Annotated in this window: 24 protein-coding genes and 1 riboswitch; of the genes, 13 read left to right on the top strand and 11 right to left on the bottom strand. The window is 65.2% G+C overall.

The window, feature by feature from the left end; translation table 11 throughout:
* The first annotated feature begins 234 nt into the window (after positions 1–234).
* The 4 genes from ACFB49_RS05930 to ACFB49_RS05915 are packed head-to-tail and all read left to right on the top strand — an operon-like array spanning position 235 to position 5,295.
* Positions 235–1,059 (top strand): SDR family oxidoreductase, encoded by an 825-nt coding sequence (locus tag ACFB49_RS05930; protein ID WP_380877191.1) that lies wholly within the window; start codon positions 235–237, stop codon positions 1,057–1,059.
* Positions 1,056–1,424 carry a carboxymuconolactone decarboxylase family protein gene (locus ACFB49_RS05925; RefSeq protein ID WP_380877188.1) on the top strand — a complete coding sequence of 123 codons (369 nt, stop codon included), beginning with the start codon at positions 1,056–1,058 and terminating at the stop codon, positions 1,422–1,424. Before ACFB49_RS05930 ends, ACFB49_RS05925 begins: the two co-directional genes overlap by 4 nt.
* Positions 1,425–1,435: 11 nt before the next feature.
* Positions 1,436–3,589, top strand: coding sequence for a molybdopterin-dependent oxidoreductase (locus ACFB49_RS05920; RefSeq protein WP_380877184.1), 2,154 nt, complete (start codon positions 1,436–1,438; stop codon positions 3,587–3,589).
* Positions 3,586–5,295, top strand: a complete 1,710-nt coding sequence (locus ACFB49_RS05915; protein WP_380877182.1) for an FAD-dependent oxidoreductase — start codon at positions 3,586–3,588, stop codon at positions 5,293–5,295. Before ACFB49_RS05920 ends, ACFB49_RS05915 begins: the two co-directional genes overlap by 4 nt.
* A gap of 1 nt (position 5,296) precedes the next feature.
* Here ACFB49_RS05915 and ACFB49_RS05910 read toward each other — a convergent pair whose 3' ends face one another.
* The 4 genes from ACFB49_RS05910 to ispH form a co-directional block, all read right to left on the bottom strand.
* The gene (locus tag ACFB49_RS05910) at positions 5,297–5,932 is read right to left on the bottom strand and encodes a thioredoxin domain-containing protein (protein ID WP_380877180.1); all 636 of its coding nucleotides are present in this window, start codon (positions 5,930–5,932) and stop codon (positions 5,297–5,299) included.
* The gene (gene rnhA / locus ACFB49_RS05905; protein WP_380877177.1) at positions 5,929–6,390 is read right to left on the bottom strand and encodes a ribonuclease HI; all 462 of its coding nucleotides are present in this window, start codon (positions 6,388–6,390) and stop codon (positions 5,929–5,931) included. Before rnhA ends, ACFB49_RS05910 begins: the two co-directional genes overlap by 4 nt.
* The gene (thrB, locus tag ACFB49_RS05900) at positions 6,387–7,346 is read right to left on the bottom strand and encodes a homoserine kinase (protein ID WP_380877174.1); all 960 of its coding nucleotides are present in this window, start codon (positions 7,344–7,346) and stop codon (positions 6,387–6,389) included. Before thrB ends, rnhA begins: the two co-directional genes overlap by 4 nt.
* A gap of 107 nt (positions 7,347–7,453) precedes the next feature.
* Positions 7,454–8,413 carry a 4-hydroxy-3-methylbut-2-enyl diphosphate reductase gene (gene ispH, locus ACFB49_RS05895; protein ID WP_380877171.1) on the bottom strand — a complete coding sequence of 320 codons (960 nt, stop codon included), beginning with the start codon at positions 8,411–8,413 and terminating at the stop codon, positions 7,454–7,456.
* A 111-nt stretch (positions 8,414–8,524) separates the two neighbouring features.
* On the opposite strand from ispH, the gene ACFB49_RS05890 reads away from it, so the two are divergent.
* From ACFB49_RS05890 to ACFB49_RS05850, 9 genes are all read left to right on the top strand, one after another.
* Entirely contained in the window at positions 8,525–9,166 is a 642-nt protein-coding gene (locus ACFB49_RS05890; RefSeq protein WP_380877169.1) for a hypothetical protein, read from the top strand.
* Between the two features lie 84 nt (positions 9,167–9,250).
* Positions 9,251–9,355: riboswitch (glycine riboswitch) on the top strand.
* Positions 9,356–9,519: 164 nt separating this feature from the next.
* Positions 9,520–10,641 (top strand): glycine cleavage system aminomethyltransferase GcvT, encoded by a 1,122-nt coding sequence (gene gcvT / locus ACFB49_RS05885; RefSeq protein ID WP_380877167.1) that lies wholly within the window; start codon positions 9,520–9,522, stop codon positions 10,639–10,641.
* Between the two features lie 3 nt (positions 10,642–10,644).
* Entirely contained in the window at positions 10,645–11,016 is a 372-nt protein-coding gene (gene gcvH, locus ACFB49_RS05880; protein ID WP_380877164.1) for a glycine cleavage system protein GcvH, read from the top strand.
* The gene (locus ACFB49_RS05875) at positions 11,013–11,780 is read left to right on the top strand and encodes a class I SAM-dependent methyltransferase (RefSeq protein ID WP_380877162.1); all 768 of its coding nucleotides are present in this window, start codon (positions 11,013–11,015) and stop codon (positions 11,778–11,780) included. The genes gcvH and ACFB49_RS05875 overlap by 4 nt, the downstream gene beginning before the upstream one ends.
* 1 nt (position 11,781) lies before the next feature.
* Positions 11,782–13,149 carry an aminomethyl-transferring glycine dehydrogenase subunit GcvPA gene (gcvPA, locus tag ACFB49_RS05870; RefSeq protein WP_380877159.1) on the top strand — a complete coding sequence of 456 codons (1,368 nt, stop codon included), beginning with the start codon at positions 11,782–11,784 and terminating at the stop codon, positions 13,147–13,149.
* Entirely contained in the window at positions 13,146–14,714 is a 1,569-nt protein-coding gene (gene gcvPB / locus ACFB49_RS05865) for an aminomethyl-transferring glycine dehydrogenase subunit GcvPB (RefSeq protein ID WP_380877157.1), read from the top strand. The genes gcvPA and gcvPB overlap by 4 nt, the downstream gene beginning before the upstream one ends.
* A gap of 97 nt (positions 14,715–14,811) precedes the next feature.
* The gene (locus ACFB49_RS05860; protein WP_380877154.1) at positions 14,812–15,195 is read left to right on the top strand and encodes a hypothetical protein; all 384 of its coding nucleotides are present in this window, start codon (positions 14,812–14,814) and stop codon (positions 15,193–15,195) included.
* A 38-nt stretch (positions 15,196–15,233) separates the two neighbouring features.
* Positions 15,234–15,659: a VOC family protein gene (locus ACFB49_RS05855; RefSeq protein WP_380877151.1), complete on the top strand. Its 426-nt coding sequence runs from the start codon at positions 15,234–15,236 to the stop codon at positions 15,657–15,659.
* A 3-nt stretch (positions 15,660–15,662) separates the two neighbouring features.
* On the top strand, positions 15,663–16,199 hold the full coding sequence (locus tag ACFB49_RS05850) for a GNAT family N-acetyltransferase (protein ID WP_380877148.1): 537 nt from the start codon (positions 15,663–15,665) through the stop codon (positions 16,197–16,199).
* Here ACFB49_RS05850 and ACFB49_RS05845 read toward each other — a convergent pair.
* The 7 genes from ACFB49_RS05845 to ACFB49_RS05815 all read right to left on the bottom strand — a co-directional run bounded on the left by ACFB49_RS05845 (position 16,196) and on the right by ACFB49_RS05815 (position 23,231).
* On the bottom strand, positions 16,196–17,554 hold the full coding sequence (locus ACFB49_RS05845; protein WP_380877145.1) for a PQQ-dependent sugar dehydrogenase: 1,359 nt from the start codon (positions 17,552–17,554) through the stop codon (positions 16,196–16,198). The two genes, ACFB49_RS05850 and ACFB49_RS05845, sit on opposite strands and share 4 nt — an antisense overlap.
* Positions 17,555–17,586: 32 nt before the next feature.
* Complete coding sequence (locus tag ACFB49_RS05840; protein WP_380877142.1) at positions 17,587–18,477, bottom strand: hemolysin family protein; 891 nt, start codon at positions 18,475–18,477, stop codon at positions 17,587–17,589.
* Positions 18,478–18,563: 86 nt separating this feature from the next.
* The gene (ybeY, locus tag ACFB49_RS05835) at positions 18,564–19,073 is read right to left on the bottom strand and encodes an rRNA maturation RNase YbeY (protein ID WP_380877140.1); all 510 of its coding nucleotides are present in this window, start codon (positions 19,071–19,073) and stop codon (positions 18,564–18,566) included.
* 12 nt (positions 19,074–19,085) lie between these two features.
* Positions 19,086–20,081 carry a PhoH family protein gene (locus tag ACFB49_RS05830; protein ID WP_380877137.1) on the bottom strand — a complete coding sequence of 332 codons (996 nt, stop codon included), beginning with the start codon at positions 20,079–20,081 and terminating at the stop codon, positions 19,086–19,088.
* Between the two features lie 220 nt (positions 20,082–20,301).
* Positions 20,302–21,033 (bottom strand): transporter, encoded by a 732-nt coding sequence (locus ACFB49_RS05825; RefSeq protein ID WP_380877135.1) that lies wholly within the window; start codon positions 21,031–21,033, stop codon positions 20,302–20,304.
* A gap of 135 nt (positions 21,034–21,168) precedes the next feature.
* Positions 21,169–22,500 (bottom strand): tRNA (N6-isopentenyl adenosine(37)-C2)-methylthiotransferase MiaB, encoded by a 1,332-nt coding sequence (gene miaB / locus ACFB49_RS05820; protein ID WP_380877132.1) that lies wholly within the window; start codon positions 22,498–22,500, stop codon positions 21,169–21,171.
* Positions 22,497–23,231: a lysophospholipid acyltransferase family protein gene (locus tag ACFB49_RS05815; RefSeq protein ID WP_380877129.1), complete on the bottom strand. Its 735-nt coding sequence runs from the start codon at positions 23,229–23,231 to the stop codon at positions 22,497–22,499. The genes miaB and ACFB49_RS05815 overlap by 4 nt, the downstream gene beginning before the upstream one ends.
* Between the last annotated feature and the right edge of the window lie 12 nt (positions 23,232–23,243).

Raw genomic sequence — 23,243 nt, 5'->3', positions numbered from 1 at the left:
GCCTCTCTCCGTTACCCGATCTCCGTTTCCGCATTTTATCGTTTGGACCGTTCGGTCTCTTTGCTATGCGTGGTATGGTCATAGCATTGCTGCGCATCTGATAGAAAGAGGGAAGATGTGCGGTCGAGTTTTCGTCCGTTATGCGAAAATTGTCCCCTATTCATAACATCGATCGCTCGCCGCGGTCGGAGGGCGATGGGAGGATGAGGCGGATAACGGATCAGGAGAGAGCGGATGTCGGTTTGGTCCCACGCGGGCAAGAAAGTGCTGGTTGTCGGCTGTTATTCCGGCATCGGCCGCGCGACGGCGGTGGAACTCGTGCGGTTGGGCGCCGAGGTGCATGGCATGGACTGGAAGCCGGTCGATGGCATCGGCCTATCCGCGTTCAGCTTATGCGACTTGCGCGACCCCGGTTCGATCGACTCCGCGCTCGCGGAGGTGAAAGGGCCGATCGACGCGATCTATTATTGCTCCGGCCTCCCGCAGACGCACCCGGCGCTGGACGTGGTGAAGGTCAATTTCATCGGCGTCCGCTATTTCGTTGAAAAGGCGCGCCCGCTGGTGCGCGACAATGGCGCGATCGCGATCATCGCCTCGACCGCTGGCAATGGCTGGATCATGCGCGCCGATGTGGTGACGGAGTTCGTGACCACGGCGGACCATGCGGCCGCCGTCGCCTGGGCTGAACCTCGCCTGGCGGGGCTGGGCGATCCCTATTCCTTCTCCAAGGAGGCGGTGATCGTCTGGGCCATGCGGGAATCGGCGCGGATCACCGAAAATCGCGGCATTCGCCTTAACCTGCTCAGCCCTGGGCCGACGATCAGCGGCATGACCCCGGATTTCGACAGCTTCGCCGGCCCGAAGATCATTGATGTCTACACCCAGCCGCTCGGCCGCCGGTCTTCGCCGGAGGAGCAGGCCTATCCGCTGATCTTCCTCAATTCGGACGCGGCGACCTACATCAACGGCTGCAACTTCATCACCGACGCCGGTTTCACCGCTGGCATGGCGACCGGCCAGATCGCGCTCGATCAACTGCTGGCCGAGGCAGCGGCATGAGTGGCGGGGATCGCCGCGAGGCCGGCGAGGCCATGTTCGCCCGCGTTTATGGCCCCGTGGTGCCCATTCCGCCGCGGGAGAAGCGCGACGCCTTCATCGACAATACGATTGACCATCTGTTCGGGGAGATCTGGACCCGTGACACGCTCGCCATCCGCGATCGCCGCCTGATGATCCTGGGCGCGGTGCTGGCACTGGGCGAGACCGGCATCCAGGAGGTGCAGCTTCGCGCCGCGCTCGCCAATGGCGAACTGACGGCCGATCAGGCGCGGGAGATCTTGGTCTTCATGGTCAATTATGTCGGCTATCCGCGGGCATCCGGCTTTCAGCAGGTGCTCAACCGGGTGCTGGCGGAGCAGGCTTGAGGAGAAGGCGCATGGCGACGACCGAGCATATCTCCTTCTGCCGGATCTGCATGGGCAGTTGCGGAACGATCGTCACCCTCGACGAAAATCGCCGCATGGTCAGCATCCGCGCCGATCGCGAGGATCCGCAGACGCTCGGTTTCGCCTGTTTCAAGGGGCTACGCGCGGTGGAGGCGCACAACAATCCTGAGCGGATACTTCATCCGCTGAAGAAAATGCCCGATGGCAGCTTCGCGCGGATCGGTATCGAGCAGGCGCTGGACGAGATTGCCGAGAAGTTGAAAACGATTGTCGCCGAAAGCGGGCCGCTTTCGGTCGCCGGCTACAAGGGCGGCGGTGCCTTCTTCACCGCATCGGCGGTGATGATGTTGAACGACTGGCTGCGGGCGCTCGGATCGCCCAAATGCTACAGTTCGGTGACGATCGACCAGTCGGCCAAGATGGTCGCCGCGGGCCGGCTCGGCATCTGGCAGGCGGGCAAGATTCCCGCCCATCGCGCCGATCTGATGATGCTGGTCGGCACCAACCCGATGGTTTCGGTCAACCCGCCCTTCGACACGCGCAATCCGGTGAAGCGGATGAAAGCCGCGCGGGAGAGGGGCATGAAGCTGATCGTCATCGATCCGCGCCACACCGAGACCGCGTCCTTTGCCGATCTCGTCATCCAGCCTCTACCGGGTGAAGATCCCACGCTGATAGCCGGCATCCTCCATGTCGTGTTGGCGGAAAACTGGCACGATGCCGATTTCTGCGCGGCTAATGTCGCCGATCTCGAAGAATTGCGCGCCGCGCTCGCGCCGTTCGACCCGGCTTACGTCTCGGCCCGCGCCGATGTCCCGGAAGCACAGATCAGGGCCGCAGCACGAATGTTCGCAGTCGAAAGCCGTTCGGGCATCACCGGCAGTTCCACTGGGCCGGACATGGGCCCCCATTCCAACCTGGCCGAACATCTGCTGGAGACGCTGAACATCGTCTGCGGGCGAATGCAGCGCGCAGGCGATCGGGTAGACAATCCCGGCATGGTGCTGCCGCGCTATCCACGCCGCGCGCAGGCGATGCCGGCGCCGCGCTGGTGGGAGGATGGGCCGAAAAGCCGCATCCACGGCTATGGTGCCATGAACGACGAGATGATGACCGGCGTGATGGCCGACGAGATACTCGAACCCGGTGCCGATCGCGTTCGCGCGCTGATCGTCCACGGCGGCAATCCGGCCTCCTCAGTCCCCGATCAACGGCATGTCGTGGACGCGCTGCGCAAGCTAGACCTGCTCGTCTGCATCGAGCCAACCATGGGTGCGACGGCACGGCTGGCCGACTATGTCCTGCCGCCCTTCATGCAATATGAGCGGCCGGACCTGCCGATCTGGCCCTACGAATATATGCTGTACCCGGATCAGCCTTACATCCGTTACACGCCCGCCGTCGCCGCGCCGCCCGAAGGCGCCGAACTGGTCGAGGATGCCTATGTCTTCTGGGGCCTGGCGAAGCGGCTCGGCCTGCCTTTGACCTATCTGGGCGAGCTGCTCGATCTGACGCGGGCGCCCTCGACCGATGAGTTGCTGGCGATCGTCACCCGTAACGTTCCGGGCGGGTTCGACGCGCTGAGGGCCGAGGAACGCGGTCTCGTCGATGAAAGTGCCGAGCAATATGTCGAACCGGCCGAGGAAGGCTGGGAAGGGCGCTTCACCCTGATGCCGGACGATGTCCGCGCCGAAATCGGGACCGTCGCGGCCGAGGATTGGCAGGCGTTGGACCGCAGCCACCGTCTGGCCGTCCGGCGTCTTCGCGAGGTCTTCAATTCCGTCGGACGCGATCTGCCGACCACGCGCAAGCGGGTGCCCTACAATCTCGCTTTCGTGAACCCGGACGACATGGCCGCCATCGGCGCCGTCGATGGCGACGAGGTCGAGGTCGAGTCGGATCGTGGTGCGATCATGGCGGTGATCGAGGCTGACCCCACTCTGCGACGGCGCGTGGTTTCGATCGCGCATGGCTTTGGCGGCCTGCCGGACGAGGCGAGCAACGAGGGCTATTATCAGCAGGGCGTTTCGACCAACCTGCTGCTTGATGCCAGCCGGCGCGAGGCGATCAACGCCATGCCGCATATGACGGGTATTCCTATTTCGCTGCGCAAGGTGCGGCAGGTTCAAAGGGTGAGTGCATGATGGAGGGGAAGATCGCGACCAGTTGGGATTATGAAACCGACGTTCTGGTCGTGGGATCGGGGGCGGGCGCGCTGACTGCGGCGATCGTCGCGGCGGACAATCATGCCGACGTGCTGGTGATCGAAAAGGGCGAATTGTTCGGCGGCACCAGTGCCACGTCGGGCGGCGTGCTGTGGATACCCAACAGTCATCTCGCCAAGGCGGCGGGGCAGGAGGATACGCGCGAGGAAGCGATCCAATATATCTCGGCGCTCGCCGGTGAGGTCGATCCCAAGCGGATCGAGGCGTTCGTCGATACGGCGCCCGCCATGCTGCAATATGTCGAGCGCGAAGCCGACGTTCGCTACAATTCGATCCCCTACACCGATTATCATGCCGAATTGCCCGGCGGTAAGCTTGGCTGGCGCAGCCATGATCCGGTGCCGCTCGATGGCCGCCTGATCGGTGAGGATCTGAAATGGATGCGGCCGACCCACGCATCGGCCATGCTGTTCGGCAAGATTTCCTGGACCGCCGCCGAGGCCGCTCCGATGATCACGCGCTGGCCGGGTTGGATCAAGAGCCTGATCAAGGTGCTGTGGCGCTATTATTCGGACGTGGGTCAACGGCTTAAGTCGGATCGTTCGCGCTTCCTGACCGGCGGCAATGCGCTCGTCGCGCGGCTGAAGCTCGCCATGGATCGCCGTAAGGTGCCGCTGTGGCGGAAGGCTCCGTTCGAGGATCTGATCGTCGAGAATGGCCGGGTGATCGGTGCCGTCGTCAACAAGGACGGCCGTTCCCAGCGCGTCCATGCGCGCAAGGGCGTCATCCTTGCGGCGGGCGGGTTCGAGCGGAATGCCGAGCTTCGCGCCGCCAATCTCCGCCGCTCGCCTGATCCCGACGTGAGCGGCGGCCAGCCCAACAATACGGGCGACACGCTGGCGGCCGCCCAGAAGCTGGGCGCGGCGGTCGAGCGGCTGGATTCGGCCTGGTGGGCGCCGACGATCAAGGTTCCGGGCGAGGATCGCGCGCGGCCCTTGTTCTTCGAACGCTCGCTGCCGGGTTCGATCATCGTCAACCAGGCGGCCAAGCGCTTCACCAACGAGGCGGCTTCCTATCATATCTGCGGGCAGGAGATGTTCGAGAAGAACCTGCCCGGTGCGGAGACGACGCCGGCTTATGTGATCTTCGACGCCACTTTCCGGAAGAAATATCCGATGGGGCCGGTGATGCCGGTGTTCCCGGACTTCACGATGCGCGGCGAGGTGAAGGAGATCCTGACCAAGGCCGACAGCATCGCCGAACTGGCGGGCAAGCTGGGCTTGCCGGTCGACGCGCTGGTTGAGACCGTCGAGCGCTTCAACGCCAATGCGCGGCGCGGTGAGGATCCCGATTTCGGGCGCGGGCATCAACCTTATGACCGTTATTATGGCGACCCCAAGGTCCAGCCCAATCCCAACTTGTTGCCGCTGGAAAAGGCACCTTTCTATGCACTTCCGGTCAATCCCGGAGACATTGGTACAAATGGCGGGCTCGTGACAGACTGCGACGGCGCGGTGCTGAACCAGGCGGGCGAGCGCATTCCCGGCCTCTATGCGATCGGCAACACCGCGGCATCGGTGATGGGCCGTTCCTATCCGGGCGCAGGTGCCACGATCGGGCCCGCGATGACGTTCGGCTATGCCGCCGCCCGCGACGTGACGGGGGCGAACCAGCCGGCGGGCTGACCTACTTGGCGGCCTCGCGGAGCGCCCGGCGAAAGCCGGCTTCGTCGAGGCCGCCCCGCACCAGCACCGGGCCGATGAGATAGGCCGGCGTGCCCTGCAGGCCGAGCGCGAAAGCCTCCGTCGATACGCGGGCGAGCGCCGCGTCGATGCGTTTCGCATCGGTGGCGAGATCGGCCTCGATCCGCGCCCAATCGCCACCCGCCTGTTCGATCGCGGTGCGTAATTCCGCTTCGTCGAGACGACCGGAGCGCCGCATCAGCCGGTCGTGGACCGGCGCATAAAGGCCCTGTTTGTCCGCCGCGAGTGCCACTTTTGCAGCGCGCAGCGAACGAGGGCCGAGCACCGGCCATTCCTTGTTGAGGATACGGACATCCTTTCGGCCGGCTATCGCATCGGCCATGGCGCCATAGGATTGGCGGCAGATCGGGCAATCATAGTCGGTATAGACAATGATCGTGATCGCCGCGTCGGCGGGGCCGGTGCGTGGCGCATCGGGATCGGCCAATATGCTTTCGACGGTGGGTGTTTCGCCGACCTTCTCGCCGATCGGCCGGAAATACTGGAAAGTCAGCGCCGCGCCCGAACCGACAAGCAGGGCGGCGACGAACTGGAGCGTGTCGCGCCGCCGCCACGTCATGCCGATCGCCGCATTCCTCCGGCCGCGATCGCGGCATCGCTGGCGAGCTTGTCCGCGCGCTCATTGTCGGGGTGGCCGGCATGGCCCTTCACCCACACCCATTTGATCTGGTGCGGATCGGCCGCCGTGATCAGGCGCTGCCAGAGATCGGCATTCTTCACCGGTTTGCGATCGGCGGTCTTCCAGCCGTTGCGCAGCCAGCCCTTGATCCACTTGGTCAGCCCATCCATCACATAGCGGCTGTCGGTGTGGAGCGTGACGCGGCACGGGCGCTTCAGCGCCTCCAATCCCTGGATCGCCGCCATCAATTCCATGCGGTTGTTCGTGGTCAGCGGCTCGCCGCCGGAAAGATCGCGTTCCGTGCCCACCGCGCGCAGCACGACGCCCCAGCCGCCGGGGCCGGGATTGCCCTTGCAGGCGCCATCGGTGGCAATTTCTACATGCGTGATGTCATTCACAAACCAATCGTCTCCGGAAGGGCGTCGCGATAGAAGTCCAGGCGGCGCAGGAAGGCAAGGGGGTCCTTGCGCGTCACCAGCGCATCGGCCGGTGTATTGAGCCAATCCCAGGCGCGTGTCAGCAGGAAACGCAGGCAGGCGCCACGCGCCAGCGCCGGGAAGGCGGCGCGTTCGGCAGGCGAGAGACCGAAGCTCTCCTCATAGCCGGCGATCAGTGAGTGGGCACGAGCGGCATCGAAGCCGGTTCCGTCATTTTCGAAGCACCAGGCCGCGTGGGTGACGGCGACGTCCCAGGCACGCACCTCATAAGCGGCGAAATAGAAATCGATGATCCCGGAGATCTCGTCGCCCAGCATCAGCACATTGTCGGGAAACAGGTCCGCATGGATCACGCTGCGCGGCAGATCATGGGGCCAATTGTCGGATATGTAACGCAGCTCCTCATCGGCTCGCGCCTTGAGGCCGGGTGCAATCGCATCAAGATCGTCGCCACATCGCGCCGCAAGCTCCGCCCATCCTTCCGGCCCCAGCGCATTGGCGCGGCGACCGGAGAAATCCACGAGCGCGCCGTGCATCCGGCCGAGCGCCGCGCCCGCCGCGCGCGCCTGCGCCGGCGTGGGATGGCTGACCGAAACACCGTTCAGGAACTCGATCAGGCACGCGGGTCGTCCGCATACCGATTGCAACTGCACGCCGTCCTGGTCCTTGATCGTCCGCGGAACGGGCAGGCCCTTATCTGCCAGATGATCGAGCAGGGCGAAGAAGAAGGGCAGGTCGCCCGCGTCCACGCGCTTTTCGTAGAGCGTTAGGATGAAACGGTTTGCCGTCGTGTCGACCAGATAATTGCTGTTCTCCACGCCTTCGGCGATGCCCTTGGCGGAAACCAGCGTGCCCGCATCATAGCGCCCGAGCAGCGCGTCCATCTCCTCGGCGGGCACATGCGTGTAGACGGCCAAAATCTATCCCCCAGTCGAAGCGGCCGATCGGCCCGCGGGGCCTCTCTTCCCGGCGCCGGCGGAAAAGGCAATGCGAGGCCGGCTTGGGCCGGCGCAACATCGGCTATTCAGGCGGCGGCGAGGATGCGGGGAAGCTTGAACACCATGTTTTCGCGGGCAGTTTCCACCTGCTCCTCGGTCACGGTAAAGCGGGTCGCGATAAGGTCGACCACTTCACGGACGAGGATTTCGGGAGCGGAGGCACCCGCGGTGATGCCCAGCACCGATACGCCTTCGAGCCAATCGAAATCGATGTCGGTCGCACGCTGGATAAGCTGCGCCTTGACGCCGGCGCGCTCGCCCACCTCCGCCAGCCGCAGCGAGTTGGACGAATTGGGCGCGCCGATCACCAGCAACGCCTCGCACTGGGCCGCAATTTCCTTGACGGCAGCCTGGCGGTTGGAGGTCGCGTAGCAGATATCCTCGCCGCGCGGCGCCTGGATTGACGGGAAACGGCGCTGCAGCACGGCGATGGTGGCGGCGGTGTCGTCCACTGAAAGGGTCGTCTGCGTCAGGAAGGCAAGAGCTTGCGGGTCGGCCGGCTCGATCGCTTCGGCATCGGCAACGGTCTCGACCAGGGTCATGCGGCCTTCGGGCACCTGACCGAAGGTGCCGATCACCTCGGGATGCCCCTTATGGCCGATGAACAGGATATGGCGGCCATCCGCCACCAGCCGTTCGGCCTGGCGATGGACCTTGGAGACGAGCGGGCAGGTGGCGTCGACATATTCAAGGCCGCGCTCTTCCGCCTTGTGTGGCACCGCCTTGGGCACGCCATGGGCGGAAAAGACCACGGGAACGCCATCGGGCACCTCGTCCAGTTCCTCGACGAAGATCGCACCCTTCGCCTTCAGGCTATCGACCACATAGCGGTTGTGGACGATTTCATGCCGTACATAAACCGGTGCACCATATTTCTGGATCGCGAGTTCGACGATGCGGATCGCGCGGTCGACGCCGGCGCAGAAGCCGCGCGGCGCTGCGATCAGCAGGCGGAGCGGGGGAAAGGGAGCGGAAGCTTCGGCCATGTCGTGCGCTCTACGCGATTGCTTGCCTGCGCGGAAGGCGCTTCCTATGATCCGCGCCGGCCCGTTCGCGGCCAATCGCCGCCGGCCCATAGATTGCAGAGGATTGCCCCCTTGTTTCAACCCAAGACGATCGCCATCAGCCTCGTCGCGCTGGCGCTGGCCGGCTGCGCCAACGGAGCGGAATTTGACGAGACCGGCGGCATCAAGTCCGTTCGCTCTTCCTGCCCCGCCGTGGCGATTCCGGTGAATACCGGTGACGTGACCCTGTTCAACCCGCCGACGAGCCGCGATTCCCGCGCGATCGATGTGGTTGCCACGATCACTAACCTGCGCAACACCTGCGCCGAACAGGGCGATCGCATCGTCGCCGACGCGACCTTCGAGATCCAGGCCCGCCGCAGCGACACCAGCGGCGCGCGCGAGGTGGTGCTGCCTTATTTCGCCACCGTCACCCGCGGCGGCACCCAGATCGTTTCCAAGCAGATCAGCCGCGTTGTGCTGCGCTTTGCCGATGGCGAGGCGCGCGCGACGGCAGCCGGTGGCGGCAACGCCAATATCGCCATGTCTGCTGCCACGCTGCCGCCGGAGATCGAGCAGCAGATCCGTCGCAAGCGCAAGCCCGAGGATGCCGATGCGTCGATCGATCCGCTGGCCGATCCCGCGGTGCGCGCCGCCGTGCGTCAGTCGAGCTTCGAGTTGCTGATCGGTTTCCAGCTTACCCAGGACCAGCTTGCCTATAACGCCACGCGTTAAATTTGCCGCGATGCAGCGCGACCGGCGTTGACTCGGTCGGCGGCTGGGGCCAAGGCTCGATCAGCCGCCGAGGAGAGATTCTCGGACGATCGCGCGGGAGAGTGTGCGGGGTTCGTTGATAGCGAATCTCACACCGCCGAAGGAGCAACCGCCCCGGAATCTCTCAGGCCACGGGACCGCGTGATCGATAAGGCACTCTGGAAAGCGCTCTGGCTTCGGCTGGGGCCACCGAAGGGGTAACCCCGGACTTGTGTGATCCGGGGGAAAGCTCTCAGGTTCCGTGACAGAGGGGGCGACAGGTGCGAAGGCCATCGCGGCCGCTCGCCTTGTCGGCCTTGGCACGGGAGATCCTGATGAGCGACGAATCCACCGACGAAATCCCGCAGACGCTGCCGCTAGATGCCTGGCATCGCAATCGCGACGGCCGGATGGTTCCGTTCGCCGGCTACTGGATGCCCGTCCAGTATGAAGGGATCATGGCCGAGCATCTGTGGACCCGCCAGTCCGCCGGCCTGTTCGACGTCAGCCATATGGGTCAGTTGCTCGTTTCCGGCGAAAATGCCGACGAAGCGCTCGAAGCCTTGATGCCGGGCGACATCAAGGGCCTGGCCGAAGGGCGGATGCGCTATTCGCTGCTGCTGAACGACAGCGGCGGCGTGCTCGACGATCTCATGGTCACACGCACCAAGGGCGACCTCTATGTCGTCGTCAACGGCGCGACCAAATATGACGACATCGCCCATATGCACGAGCAACTGCCTGAGCATGTGACGCTCAACCATATGGACGAGCAGGCGCTGCTGGCGCTGCAGGGGCCGAAGGCAGTCGACGCGCTGTCGCGGCTGTCACCGGGTGTCGAGAAGCTGGTGTTCATGACCGCGGGCGCCTTCCGCTTGGGCGGCGTTTCCTGCTGGATCAGCCGTTCGGGCTATACCGGCGAGGATGGCTTCGAAATTTCGCTGCCGGCCTCGGCCGCTGAAGCGATCGCGACCCTGCTGTGCGAACAGCCCGAAGTGAAGCCGGTGGGCCTGGGCGCCCGCGACTCGCTGCGGCTTGAAGCGGGCTTGCCGCTCTACGGCCATGATCTGGACCCGGACACGACGCCGGTCTCGGCTGATCTCGGCTTCGCTATTCCCAAGCGAAGGCGGGAGGAAGGCGGCTTTCCGGGCTATGAGCGCATCTCGATCGAACGCGCCGAAGGCCCGGTGGTGAAGCGCGTCGGCCTGATCGTCGAAGGCCGCCAGCCGGTCCGCGAGGGCGGCACCGTGCTCGATGCGGAAGGCAGCGAAGTCGGCCGCGTCACCTCGGGCGGCTTCTCGCCCAGCCTGCAGGCGCCGATTGCGATGGCCTATGTGCCCGCATCGCTCGCCGAGGCCGGCAGCGCCGTCACCCTCCAGCAGCGGGGCAAGCTGTTCCAGGCGAAGGTCGCACCCATGCCCTTCGTCCCCCATAATTATGTGCGCAAGGGAGCCTGAGCCATGACGCTCTATTTCACCAAGGATCATGAGTGGATTTCGGTCGAGGGCGATACCGCCACGGTCGGCATCACCGATTATGCCCAGTCGCAGCTTGGCGACGTCGTGTTCGTCGAGGTCCCGCCCGCCGGCACGTCGGTCGAAAAGGGCAAGGAAGCCGCGGTCGTCGAATCGGTGAAGGCTGCATCGGACGTCTACGCGCCGGTTTCGGGTGAAGTGATCGAGGGTAATGCCGCGGTCGAAGCCGATCCCTCGCTCGTCAACACCGCGCCGGAAAGCGATGGCTGGTTCTTCAAGCTCAAGCTGACGAATACCGCCGAGTTGGACGGCCTGCTCGACGACGCCGGTTACAAGGCGTTCGTGGAGACGCTGTGAGCGTCAACCCCACCAGTCGCTGGGAAGCACGGGACTATGCGACGAACGCGGCTTTCGTGCCTGCGCTCGGCGCACCGGTCCTGGCGCTGCTCGATCCGCAGCCGGGCGAGAGGATTCTCGACCTTGGCTGTGGCGACGGTGTGCTGACCGAGAAGATCGCAGCGGCCGGCGCCAGCATATTGGGGATAGATGCAGCCGACACGATGGTCGCGGCCGCGTTGGCCCGCGGGCTCGACGCCCGTGTCGTGGACGGCCAGGCACTGGCCTTCGGGCCGGAGTTCGACGCCGTCTTCTCCAACGCCGCGCTCCACTGGATGCTCGATGGCGCGGCGGTCGCGGCGGGCGTGTTTCGCGCGCTCCAGCCCGGCGGCCGCTTCGTCGGCGAGATGGGTGGCCACGGCAACATCGCGAAGCTGCGCGCGGCGCTCTACGCCGAACTGCGCGAGCGCGGCTACGCGCTGCCGGATGGCGCGCCGCAATGGTATCCGACGCCGGAAGAGTTCTCGGCAGTCTATACCGCGGCCGGCTTTGTCGACATTGAAGCCCAGCTCATCCCCCGCCCGACGCCGCTTCCGGCCGGTGTCGCGGGCTGGCTGCGCACCTTCCGCGCCGGCTTCATGGACGCCGCCGACGTCCCCGATGCCGAACAGGCCGAAGTGGCCGAAGCCGTCGAGAAGCGGCTTGAACAAGATTTCCTGCAGCCCGACGGAAGCTGGGTTGCCGATTATGTCCGCCTGAGATTCAGCATGAGGAAAGCCTCGTAACATGCGCTATCTGCCTCTAACCGACGCCGATCGGAGCGCGATGCTCCGCACCATCGGCGCGCAGACCATTGACGACCTGTTCGTCGACGTTCCCGAAGCCGCCCGGCTTTCCGCGCCGATCGCGGGCCTGCCGGCCCACGCTTCCGAGATCGCGGTCGAACGCCAGCTCAAGGAACTGGCCGGGCGCAACCTCGCCGCTGGCGACGGCCCCTTCTTCCTCGGCTGCGGCGCCTATCGCCACCATGTCCCGGCGAGCGTCGATCATCTCATCCAGCGCGGCGAGTTCCTGACCGCCTACACGCCCTATCAGCCGGAAATCGCCCAAGGCACGCTACAGGTCTTGTTCGAGTTCCAGACGCAGGTCGCGCGCCTGCTCGGTTGCGACGTCGCCAACGCCTCGATGTATGACGGGTCTACCGCGTGCTGGGAGGCGATCGTCATGGCGCGCCGCATCACCAAGCGTGCCAAGGCGCTGATCTCGGGCGGCGTCCACCCGCATTATGTGTCGGTCTGCACGACGATGGCGAAGTTCACCGGCGACGTGCTGGAAACCGCCGTCCCCGAACTGACCGTTGGCGCGCCGGGCGATGACCTCGCCAAGCTGATCGCCGCCGTCGACAAGGAGACGAACTGCGTCGTCGTCCAGAACCCCAACATCCTCGGTCATGTCGCGGATTTGTCCGAGCTTGCCGCGCGCTGCCACGAAATGGGCGCACTGCTGATCGCCGTCGTGACCGAACCGGTCGCTTTGGGCGCGATCCGCTCGCCGGGCGAGATGGGTGCGGATATCGTCGTGGGCGAGGGCCAGGCGCTCGGTGTCGGCCTTCAGTTCGGCGGGCCTTATGTCGGCCTGTTCGCAACCCGCGACAAATATGTCCGCCAGATGCCGGGCCGGCTGTGCGGTGAGACCGTCGATGCCGAGGGCAAGCGCGGCTACGTGCTGACGCTTTCGACGCGCGAGCAGCATATCCGCCGCGAGAAGGCGACGTCGAACATCTGCACCAATTCGGGCCTTTGCGCGCTGGCTTTCTCGATCCACATGACCTTGCTCGGCGAACGCGGCCTGCGCGATCTCGCTGCGCTCAACCACGCCAAGGCGGTCGCCGCTGCCGAACGGCTGGCAAAGGTGCCCGGCGTCGAGCTGGTCAACGACGCCTTCTTCAACGAATTCACGCTGAAGCTGTCGAAGGAAGCCCGCCCCGTCGTCCGGGCGCTCGCCGATGACGGCATTTTGGGCGGCGTTTCGCTCGGCCGTCTCTATCCGGGCGTCGCCGCACTGGAGAACGGTCTCGTTGTTGCGGTCACCGAAACCACGACCGACGAGGATGTCGAAGAATTGGCCGATGCGATTGAGGAGGCGCTGCGATGAGCATCAACCAGAGCGGATGGCGCCCCGAAATGGCGTCGAGCGAAGCCGGCAGCAGCGTCGCGACCTTCACCGGCAACAAGGGCCTGATGCTGGAAGAGGCGCTGATCTTCGAGATCGGCGACACCGAACGCACCGGCGTCGACCTGCCGGAAGCGCCCAAGGTGGCGAGCCGCCTCGGCGGCCTCGAACGCAATCGCTCGTTCGGCCTGCCGGGCCTGGCCGAACCGGAAGCGGTGCGCCACTACACCCGCCTCAGCCGCCAGAATTATGCGATCGATCTCGGCCTCTTCCCGCTGGGAAGTTGCACGATGAAGCATAATCCGCGCCTCAACGAGAAGATGGCGCGGCTCCCCGGCTTCGCCGACATCCATCCGCTGCAGCCGGTGGATTCGGTGCAGGGCGCGCTGGAACTGATCCATCTCATCGGCGAATGGCTGGTCAAACTGACCGGCATGGCCGCGGTTTCGATGAGCCCCAAGGCGGGCGCGCATGGCGAACTGTGCGGCCTGCTCGCGATCCGTTCGGCGCTGGAAGCTCGCGGCGATGCCCGCAAGGTGATCCTGGTGCCCGAAAGCGCCCATGGCACCAACCCGGCGACGGCCGCCTTCTGCGGCTATGCGGTCGAGAATATCCCGGCGACGCCCGCGGGCCGCGTCGACCTCGAAGCGTTGAAGGCGCGGCTGGGGCCGGACGTGGCGGCGGTGATGATCACCAACCCTAATACCTGCGGCCTGTTCGAGCCGGATATGAAGAATATCTCGGATGCGGTCCACGCGGCGGGCGCCTTGGTCTATTGCGATGGCGCCAATTTCAACGCCATCGTCGGCCGGGTGCGGCCGGGCGATCTCGGTGTCGATGCGATGCACATCAACCTGCACAAGACCTTCTCCACCCCGCATGGCGGCGGCGGGCCGGGGTCGGGGCCGGTGGTGTTCTCCGATCTGCTCGCACCTTATGCCCCGCTGCCCTTCGTCGAGAAGCAGGGCGGCCATTATGTGTTGGTCGAGGAAGAGACGGCGGGCGAGCATCATGCGTCCTCCTTCGGCCGCATGGTCGCCTTCCACGGCCAGATGGGCATGTTCGTCCGTGCCGCGGCCTATATGTTGAGCCACGGCGCGGATGGTCTGAAGCAGGTGTCCGAAGATGCCGTGCTCAACGCCAACTATATCCTGCGCAGCCTGGAAGATGTGCTCGAGGCGCCGTTCGCGGCGTCCGGCCCTTGCATGCACGAGGCGCTCTTCTCGGACGATAATCTGCCCGAGGGTTTCTCGACGCTCGATATCGCCAAGGGACTGATCGATGAGGGCTTCCACCCGATGACGGTCTATTTCCCGCTCGTCATCCATGGCGCAATGCTGGTGGAGCCTACCGAGACCGAGAGCAAGGCGGCGCTCGACCAATTCATCGGCGCGCTGCGTTCGGTGGGTGAACGGGCCAAGGCCGGCGATCCCGCGCTCAAGGGCGCGCCGCATCTCGCCCCGCGCCGCCGGCTCGACGAGACGCTGGCCGCGCGCAAGCCGGTGCTGGTCTGGAAGGACGCAGAGGCCGCCGAAGCCGCCGAGTAAGGGAAGGGCGTGGCTGGTGGCGCCGGCCACGCTTTCCAAAGCGGAACAAGGCGAGCATCCTTGTCGTTGAGCCTGCGCTCGATGGCAGGGATGATCGATGAACCACTGGTCGATCGGATTGATGGTGAGCCTGGGCGCCGGCATCCTGTGCGGTGTCGCGGGCGGCTCATTCGCGGTGCGTGGCGCCACACCCGATTATATCCGCCTCGCCGAGGCACGATCCGACACGCTGGAGCCATGGCGCGGCCGTTACGTGCCGGAGCCGCGGGCGGTCGATGCTTCCGAATATGCGCCCCGCGCCCGTAGCGTCGCTTATGATCCGGTCGTGGCCGACTGCCAGGGCTGTTCGGAATATGAACTCGGCTATCGCTGGGCGGCGAGCGGAGCTGCAACCAGCACCGCGGATTGCGAAGCCTATAGCTGGTCCTATGAGCGGGGCTGCATCGCCTGGCTGCGCGAAGGCCGCGACCGCGGCACCTGACGCTTCGCAAGACGGATGGCTTGGGCTATCCGGGCGGCATGGCTGAGCTTCGTCCCTTCCACATCGCCTTTCCCGTCCACGATCTTGCAGCCGCGCGCGCCTTCTACGGCGGCATCCTCGGCTGTTCCGAGGGGCGGAGCGCGCCGGAGTGGATCGACTTCGATCTCTACGGCCACCAGATCGTCGCCCATCTCGATCCGACGATGCGCCGTGTGGAAACGAGCAACGCGGTCGACGGCCATGATGTGCCCGTGCCCCATTTCGGCGTGGTGTTGACGATGGCCGACTGGCAGGCGCTGGCCGCACGGGTGGAGGCGGCCGGCATCCCCTTCGGCATCGCCCCGCACATCCGCTTCAAGGGCGAAGCCGGTGAACAGGCAACGATGTTCTTCCGTGATCCTTCGGGCAATGCGCTCGAGTTCAAGGCCTTTGCGGATCTCGCACAACTCTTCGCGACCGCCTGAGCAATGGCGACCAGCCTGCATCCCCGCCTGCGCGTCTGGCGCGAGGAGGATTTCGCGGCTTATCGCGCACTCCATGCCGATCCGCAGGTGGCCTATTGGTTGGGCGGTGCGCTGACGACCGAGGAGGCGCGGTTGCGTTTCGATCGGATGCGGAGCCGGATGGCCGACAACGGATGGGGCATATGGGCGATCATCGGTGATGATAACGTGCCTGTGGGCGCGGCAGGATTGCAGCCTGTGCCCGAAATCCTACCCTTCGCGCCGGCCATCGAAGCGGCGTGGCGGCTTCGGAGCGATGCGCAGGGCAGGGGCTATGTCACCGAGACGATGGGTCCGGTGCTGGCCGATGGGTTCGCACGGCTCGGTGTCGACGAGATCCTCGCTTTCACCGCCACCTCCAACAGTCGATCGCGCGCGGTGATGGAACGGCTCGGCTTCCGGCACGACACGCCGGGCGACTTCGATCACCCGGCGCTGGCAGAAAGCCATCCGCTGCACCGGCATGTGCTCTACCGGCTGTCGCGGACGGCTTTGCTTTAGGAAGCAGGCTTTGCCGGTGCCGCCACCGGCACGGCAGGCGCCTTCGCGCTCACCCGCCAGATGACATTGCCGACATCGTCTGCCACCAGCAGCGCGCCCGTCCGGTCGGCGACAACGCCCACGGGGCGGCCGCGCGCCTGTTCCTTTTCATCGAGGAAGCCGGTTAGCACGTCGATCGGCTTGCCCGCGGGTTGGCCCTTGACGAAGGGAACGAAGATCACCTTGTAGCCGGAGAAAGGCCGACGGTTCCACGAGCCATGCTGGCCGATAAAAGCGCCGTCAGCGAATTGGGTGCCGAGCTTTGCGTCTTTGGCGAAGCTCAGGCCCAGCGATGCGGTGTGCGGCCCCAACGCATAATCGGGGCGGATCAGATACTGGCGCTGGTCGTCGTCGGGCTGCTCGACGCGCTTATCAATGTAACCGTGCCAGTAATAATAGGGCCAGCCATAGAAGCCGCCCAGCTCGACATGCGTCAGATAATCGGGCGCAAGGTCCGACCCGAGCATGTCGCGTTCGTTGACGACCGTCCAAAGCGCGTTGCTGGTGGGTTCCCACGCCATGCCGACCGGATTGCGCAGGCCATAAGCGAAGACGCGATGATCCTTGGTCTCGGCGTCGATCTCCCAGATCGCGGCGCGGCCTTTTTCGACGTCCAGTCCATTGTCGGCGATATTGGTCGCCGATCCCACCGCAACATAGAGCTTGGAGCCGTCAGCATTGGCGACGACGTTGCGGGTCCAGTGACCGGGCGGATCGAAGGGCAGGTCGACGATCTTTTCGGGCTTCGCATCGATCTTCGTCTGGCCCGGCTTGAATGGCACGCGCACCAGCGCATCGACATTGCCGATGTAGAGATGCTCGCCCGCCAGGGCCATGCCGAAGGGCGAATTGAGCCCGGAGATCAACACGCTGCGCTGTTCGGCCACGCCGTCGCCATCCGCATCGCGCAACAGGATGATACGGTTGGGCGAGGGGACGTCGGCCCCACCGCGGCCCATCAATTGCCGCATGACCCAGCCGCGAACGCCGCCAACCTTGCGCGGCGGGCTGTTGCTTTCCGCCACCAGCACGTCGCCATTGGCGAGCGGCAGCATCCAGCGCGGATGATCGAGCCCGGTTGCGAACGCCTGCACTGCCAGGCCGGCGGCCGGCACCGGCGCCTCGCCCGCCTTCCAGCCGACCGCCTTGGCGACCTTCATCGTCGGCAGCAGCGTCTTCTTGGGCTCGGCGATGGTGGGCTTGTCGCCCATCACCGCTTCGACGCTCAGGTCTGCATGTTCGTTGGTGAGCGCCGTCCAGCCGGCAAAGGCCGCACCGGCGAGCAGGATCGGGATCAGGATAAGGCGTTTTTTCATGACCCTAGTCTAGGCGATGAAAAAGCCGCCCGCTACTCCTCCTCGACGACAGCTTCGACCGGCGGATGCAATCGCAGGCGGGCGACGCGGCGCGCATCGCCGTCGGTCACTTCGAGCCGCCAGCCGCTCCCATGCTCGACGATCTCGCCGATCTGGGGGACATGGCCCGCCAGCACCGAGGCAAGCCCGCCGAGCGTGTCGACATCCTCCTCGATCTCCGCGAGGCGTGGGTCGATCGCTTCGGCTATGTCCTCCAACTCGGCGCGCGCATCGGCATCCCAGATGCCGTCGTCGAGCGGCACGAACAGCGCCTGCGTTTCCTCGTCATGCTCGTCGTCGATCTCGCCGACGATTTCCTCGACGATATCCTCGATGGTGACGAGGCCCTCGGTGCCCGAATATTCATCGAAGACGATCGCGAGATGCGTGCGCGTAGCGCGCATCTCCGCCAACAGATCGAGCACGCCCATCGATTCAGGCACATAGCGGGGCTGACGGATCAGGCTTTCGGTCGTCGCCGGCGGACTGGTGCCCGCAGCGAGGATCGCGAACACGTCTTTGACGTGGACCATGCCGACGATCTCGTCGAGATTTTCGCGATAGACGGGCAGGCGGCTATGGCCGGCCTCGGCAAAAGTCTGCACCAGATCGGCGAAGCTGATTGTCTCCGGCACGGCGATAATGTCCGCCCGCGGCACGCCCACATCGCCCGCGGTCCGCTCCCCGAAATGGAGGAGGTTGCGCAGCATCTGCCGCTCGATCGGCGTCAGATCGCCCTTGGATGGCGCCCCGCCTTCATGCTCCTCGATCGCTTCCTCGATCTGGTCGCGAAGCGTAGGCTCGCTATCTTCGCCGAATAACAGGGCCCGAAGGCCGCTCCACAATCGGCCGCTACTGTCGCCGCTACTGGAATCGTCGGGCATGATGTCGGTGTTTCGGTCCCCTTGGTGTGGGGACAAGATAGCCGCCGGATCGTTACCGAGTCGAGATGTATATCCCGGTCGGCGTCTCAGGCTTCTTCGACGGCATAGGGATCGGCAATGCCGAGCGATGCCAAGGCTGCCCGCTCGATCGCTTCCATCGCCTCGGCCTCGCCCTCGTCGATATGGTCGAAACCGAGCAGATGAAGCGTGCCGTGGACGACCAGATGGGTGGCGTGGATCTCGGTCGCGACCCCCTTTTCCTCGGCCTCGCGCACGCACACGCCATGAGCGAGGATGATGTCGCCCAGCAGCACCTCTCCATCGTCGCTATTGGAAAGGCCCTCGAGCAGGTCGGCCTGCACCATCGGGAAGGACAGCACGTTGGTCGGCTTGTCCTTGCCGCGATAGGCGGCGTTCAGTTCGCGCACCTCATCGTCTTCGGCATAGCGCACCGACACCTCGATCGTGACTGCGTCATCGACCAGCGGCCCGTTAGGGCTGTGGCGAAAAGCCGCGAGCACGGCGTGCTCGGCCAGCTTCTCCCAATCCACTTTCTCGGTCCAGGCAGGTTCAACCTGCACGGCAGTTTCGATCACCAGGGCATCCGATCAGTCATTCTTGCCCTCATAGGCCTCGACGATCCGGCCGACCACCGGGTGCCGCACGACATCGCTCGTGTCGAAGCGGACCGTGGCGATGCCTTGAATGCCTTCGAGCTTGGCGACGGCATCGGCAAGACCCGAACTTCCGGGCACCGGCAGGTCGACTTGCTTGGGATCGCCGCACACCACCATCCGGCTGTTCATGCCGAAGCGGGTGAGGAACATCTTCATCTGCGCGGGCGTGGTGTTCTGCGCCTCGTCGAGGATGATGAACGCTTCCGCCAAGGTGCGGCCGCGCATGAAGGCGAGCGGCGCGATCTCGATCTCGCCCGACGCGATCCGTCGCTCGACCTGCTCGGCCGGCAGCATATCATGCAGCGCGTCGTAGAGCGGGCGGAGATAAGGATCGACCTTCTCCTTCATGTCGCCGGGCAGGAAGCCGAGCTTCTCGCCAGCCTCCACCGCCGGGCGCGACAGAATCAGCCGGTCGACAGAACCATTGATCAATTGCTGCACCGCCTGCGCGACGGCCAGATAGGTCTTGCCGGTGCCCGCCGGGCCGAGGGCGAAGATGATGTCCGACGATCCCAGCGCCTCCATATAGCGGATCTGGGTGGCCGATCTCGGCACGATCGTCTTCTTGCGCGTGCGGATCATCACCGCCGGCGGCTGGCTGACGTCGGTGCGGATGATACCGTCGAGCGTGGGTTCGGCCGACATGGCGATCACCGCGTCGACCGCGCCGGCGTCGATATCCTGGCCCTGGACGATACGGTTGTAGAGGCCGGTCAGCACCTCGCGGGCGCGGGCCGCGGCCTGGGCCTCGCCCTCGATCTGCAAGCGATTGCCGCGCGCGGCGATATAGACGCCGAGGCGGTTTTCGATGGCGACGAGGTTCTGGTCATATTCGCCGAAAAGGCGGCCGAGGAGCTGCGGCTTGTCGAAAAGGATCTCGAGGCGGGCACGGTCGCCGGCCTGGGCGGGTACGGGCTTACGCGACATAAATCTCCCTGTGCGGTCCAGCCGACGCGGCGGGACTCGGCACGGATCAAGGTGGCGATTTCCACATGGATCGGCAATGGGCGATATGCGGCAATGCGCCGCTGCATCCGAACCGATGCAACGGCGCATCACCTGCGCGGGCAAGGCCGGCGAGGTAGCGTCGCTCGATGTGCCGACACCGCCTTTCGAACGCGATAGGGCACGTTGGGCTTGGGCGACGTCAATCGTGGAACGCCAGGCTCATATAGAATGCGTAGCGCCCCGTGGCGTCGCGATGTTCCAGCATCGGCCCGCCGGATGCCAGGATGCTCCACTTCTCGTTGAGGTCGTACACCATGCCGAGCCCCAGGCCCGTGCCCGGCTTGCCGCCAACCTCGTCGGCGGTTTCGTGGTAGATTTCGGCGCCCAGATTGAACTTGTCGGTCAGTTGCCGGGTGATCGCGTAGCCGACCAGCCAGCTATCCTTCGCATCCTTGTTCGGATTGATCGCATAGCCGCCGCCGCCGAACATGCTCCAGGCGCCGATATCCTTCTGCGCCCAAAGCGGAAAGAAAGCGCCGACCTTGCCGCTGCCCAGGCCGTGATGGGCCGTTGGCAGCGTCATCGTCGGGTAGAAGCTGATGTCGGGTACGACAGTGCCATCCTGCTGATGGATGAACATATATTTGGCGCCAAGTTCCACATCGCCAAGGCCGCTCCGCATTTGCCCATCTTCATGTTCGATGGCCACGGGCAGCACAGTCGTGACCTGAAGATCCTTCGCGGCCCCATAATTGATGTCGAAGCCGGTTTCGGCTTCGTAGCTGTGGCTGCGGAAGCGCGTCCCCTCGCCATAGGCGAAGACTTCCCACTTGCCGAGATCGGTCGGCTCGGGATCGTCGGTAACATATGGCGGCCCTGCCAGTGCCGGCGTCGCGACAAGGACAAGAGCGAAGGCAAAAGTGGCGCGCATGAGACTGCTCCTGCCGGAATCAGGGCCGGCTGTTCGCTGCGCCAGTGGCACGACCTATCGGTAGCGACAATCGCCGCCCAGCCTGCGAACCCGTTCGAGAAAGCAATTGGCCCGATCGAACGATCCGCAGCGATTTCAGGCCGCTGCGGACACCCTCGTCAGCGCGCCGACAAGGCTGTTCGGGCCAGAGGAGACGATTTCGACCTCCACCAGCGTGCCGATGTCGGGCCCATCCTCGACGATGACCGACTGGAGCCAGGGCGATTTGCCGATCCGCTGGCCGGGCCTCTTGCCGTTACGTTCGATCAGAACCTTCAGCGTCTTGCCGAGCGTCGCGCGGTTGAAGGCGTGCTGCTGCTCGTTGAGCAGGCCCTGCAGCCGCTGGAGCCGCTCGTCCATCACGGCCGCGGCGATCTGATCATCCATCACGGCCGCTGGCGTGCCGGGGCGCGGCGAATATTTGAAGGAGAAGGCCTGGGCATGTTCGACGCGGGCGATCAGCGCCAGCGTCGCAGCGAAATCTTCCTCGGTCTCGCCGGGGAAGCCGACGATGAAATCGCCGGAGACGGCGATGTCCGGCCGCGCCTCGCGCACGCGATCGATGACGCGCAGATAGCTGTCGACGCTGTGGCTGCGGTTCATCGCCTTGAGGATGCGGTCGCTGCCGGCCTGCACCGGCAGATGGAGGAAGGGCATCAGCGACGCAACTTCCTTGTGCGCGATGATAAGATCATCCCGCATGTCATTGGGATGACTGGTCGTATAGCGGATACGCTCCAGCCCCGGCAGCTTGTCCAGCGCGCGGATCAGTCCGCCCAGCCCCTGCGTGCGGCCGGCCTCGTCCTCGCCTTCCCAGGCGTTGACGTTCTGGCCAAGCAAAGTGATCTCCCGCGCGCCGGCGTCAATCAGCGCCTTCGCCTCATCGACCACCGCAGCCCACGGCCGCGATACCTCGGCGCCGCGCGTATAGGGCACCACGCAATAGGTGCAGAATTTGTCGCACCCTTCCTGAACGGTCAGGAAAGCGGTCGGCCCTTGGCGCCGCCGCGCGGGCAGCGCCTCAAACTTCGATTCCGCGGGCATGTCGGTATCGACCGCCTTGCCGGTTCGTGCGGCGCGGACGAGATCGGGCAGGCGGTGATAGGCCTGCGGCCCGACGACGATATCGACGCTGGGGGCACGGCGGGGAATCTCGGCACCTTCGGCCTGCGCGACGCAGCCGGCAACGGCGATCATCGGCGTCGTGCCGTCCTCGCGACGCAGGCGGCCAATGTCGGAATAGACCTTTTCCGCCGCCTTTTCACGGATGTGGCAGGTGTTGAGGACGACGAGATCGGCTTCGTCGGCGCCAGCAGCCGCGCTGAGCCCCTCGGATTCAAGCAATTCGGTCATGCGCGCGCCGTCATAGACGTTCATCTGGCAACCGAACGACTTGACGTGAAATGTCCTGGGGGCGGGCTTGTTCATGGCGCGGCGCTATAGAGCAACGTGCCGCTTTCCAAAAGTGCGGCCTCGATTTCGGCGCGTGCCTTCGCCGCAATCAGCTTGCGGCCGAGCGCGGGATCGATCGGATCGAGGAAGTGCAAGGTAACGGGAATGGGGCCGGGGGCGGAAAGCACACGGCGGGCATTGGCGCCGGCGCCCTCGCAATCGGTCCAGGCGATTTGGGTCGCGACCGCACCATAGTCGATCGCGACAGGCTGCACGACGACATGCGGCGGCGCGCGATCGAGCGAGGCGAAGAGCGAGGCGCGGAAAGGGAGCAGCGTGGCCCCGTCACCCGTCGTCCCTTCGGGGAACAAGGCCGCTGGCCTGCCCGATGCGAGTGCCGCGCCCAGCGCGTCGGCTTGGCCTTTCACCGCGGCGCGATCGGACCGACTGACGAAAATCGTCCCGCCAATTCGCGCAAGCCCACCGACGATCGGCCAGCGGCTGACATCATCCTTGGAAACGAAGGCTGCGCCGGTGGCACCGCCCAAAGCCAATATGTCGAGCCACGACATATGGTTGGCGGCATACAGCACATGATCGCGCACAGGATTGCCCGCGATCGTCACCCGTAGCCCGAAGGAACGCCCGGCCATCGCCAGAAAGCGGGGAACCCATGGCGATGGCGCCCGGCTTGTCAGGCGGTGGAGCCCATGGCCCGGCAAACTGCCAAGCAAGGCCGCGGTCGCCAGGGCGATGCGGCGTTGCATGCGGAAGGGCAT

This window comes from Sphingomonas sp. DBB INV C78 (genome assembly GCF_042693015.1).
Taxonomy (GTDB): domain Bacteria; phylum Pseudomonadota; class Alphaproteobacteria; order Sphingomonadales; family Sphingomonadaceae; genus Sphingomonas_E.
Note: the sequence above shows the minus strand (reverse complement) of the source record. Positions and strands in the feature narration are given on the sequence as shown.

Excerpts from the sequence above, each read along its gene's own strand:
- gcvT (WP_380877167.1), top strand. The coding sequence starts at position 9,520 with ATGAGCGACGAATCCACCGACGAAATCCCGCAGACGCTGCCGCTAGAT.
- ACFB49_RS05850 (WP_380877148.1), top strand. The coding sequence starts at position 15,663 with ATGGCGACCAGCCTGCATCCCCGCCTGCGCGTCTGGCGCGAGGAGGAT.
- ACFB49_RS05925 (WP_380877188.1), top strand. The coding sequence starts at position 1,056 with ATGAGTGGCGGGGATCGCCGCGAGGCCGGCGAGGCCATGTTCGCCCGC.
- ACFB49_RS05920 (WP_380877184.1), top strand. The coding sequence starts at position 1,436 with ATGGCGACGACCGAGCATATCTCCTTCTGCCGGATCTGCATGGGCAGT.
- ACFB49_RS05815 (WP_380877129.1), bottom strand. The coding sequence starts at position 23,231 with ATGCAACGCCGCATCGCCCTGGCGACCGCGGCCTTGCTTGGCAGTTTG.
- ACFB49_RS05845 (WP_380877145.1), bottom strand. The coding sequence starts at position 17,554 with ATGAAAAAACGCCTTATCCTGATCCCGATCCTGCTCGCCGGTGCGGCC.
- ACFB49_RS05825 (WP_380877135.1), bottom strand. The coding sequence starts at position 21,033 with ATGCGCGCCACTTTTGCCTTCGCTCTTGTCCTTGTCGCGACGCCGGCA.
- miaB (WP_380877132.1), bottom strand. The coding sequence starts at position 22,500 with ATGAACAAGCCCGCCCCCAGGACATTTCACGTCAAGTCGTTCGGTTGC.
- gcvPB (WP_380877157.1), top strand. The coding sequence starts at position 13,146 with ATGAGCATCAACCAGAGCGGATGGCGCCCCGAAATGGCGTCGAGCGAA.
- ACFB49_RS05855 (WP_380877151.1), top strand. The coding sequence starts at position 15,234 with ATGGCTGAGCTTCGTCCCTTCCACATCGCCTTTCCCGTCCACGATCTT.
- ispH (WP_380877171.1), bottom strand. The coding sequence starts at position 8,413 with ATGGCCGAAGCTTCCGCTCCCTTTCCCCCGCTCCGCCTGCTGATCGCA.
- gcvPA (WP_380877159.1), top strand. The coding sequence starts at position 11,782 with ATGCGCTATCTGCCTCTAACCGACGCCGATCGGAGCGCGATGCTCCGC.
- ACFB49_RS05930 (WP_380877191.1), top strand. The coding sequence starts at position 235 with ATGTCGGTTTGGTCCCACGCGGGCAAGAAAGTGCTGGTTGTCGGCTGT.
- ACFB49_RS05830 (WP_380877137.1), bottom strand. The coding sequence starts at position 20,081 with ATGTCGCGTAAGCCCGTACCCGCCCAGGCCGGCGACCGTGCCCGCCTC.
- ACFB49_RS05860 (WP_380877154.1), top strand. The coding sequence starts at position 14,812 with ATGAACCACTGGTCGATCGGATTGATGGTGAGCCTGGGCGCCGGCATC.
- ACFB49_RS05915 (WP_380877182.1), top strand. The coding sequence starts at position 3,586 with ATGATGGAGGGGAAGATCGCGACCAGTTGGGATTATGAAACCGACGTT.
- ACFB49_RS05910 (WP_380877180.1), bottom strand. The coding sequence starts at position 5,932 with ATGACGTGGCGGCGGCGCGACACGCTCCAGTTCGTCGCCGCCCTGCTT.
- ACFB49_RS05840 (WP_380877142.1), bottom strand. The coding sequence starts at position 18,477 with ATGCCCGACGATTCCAGTAGCGGCGACAGTAGCGGCCGATTGTGGAGC.
- gcvH (WP_380877164.1), top strand. The coding sequence starts at position 10,645 with ATGACGCTCTATTTCACCAAGGATCATGAGTGGATTTCGGTCGAGGGC.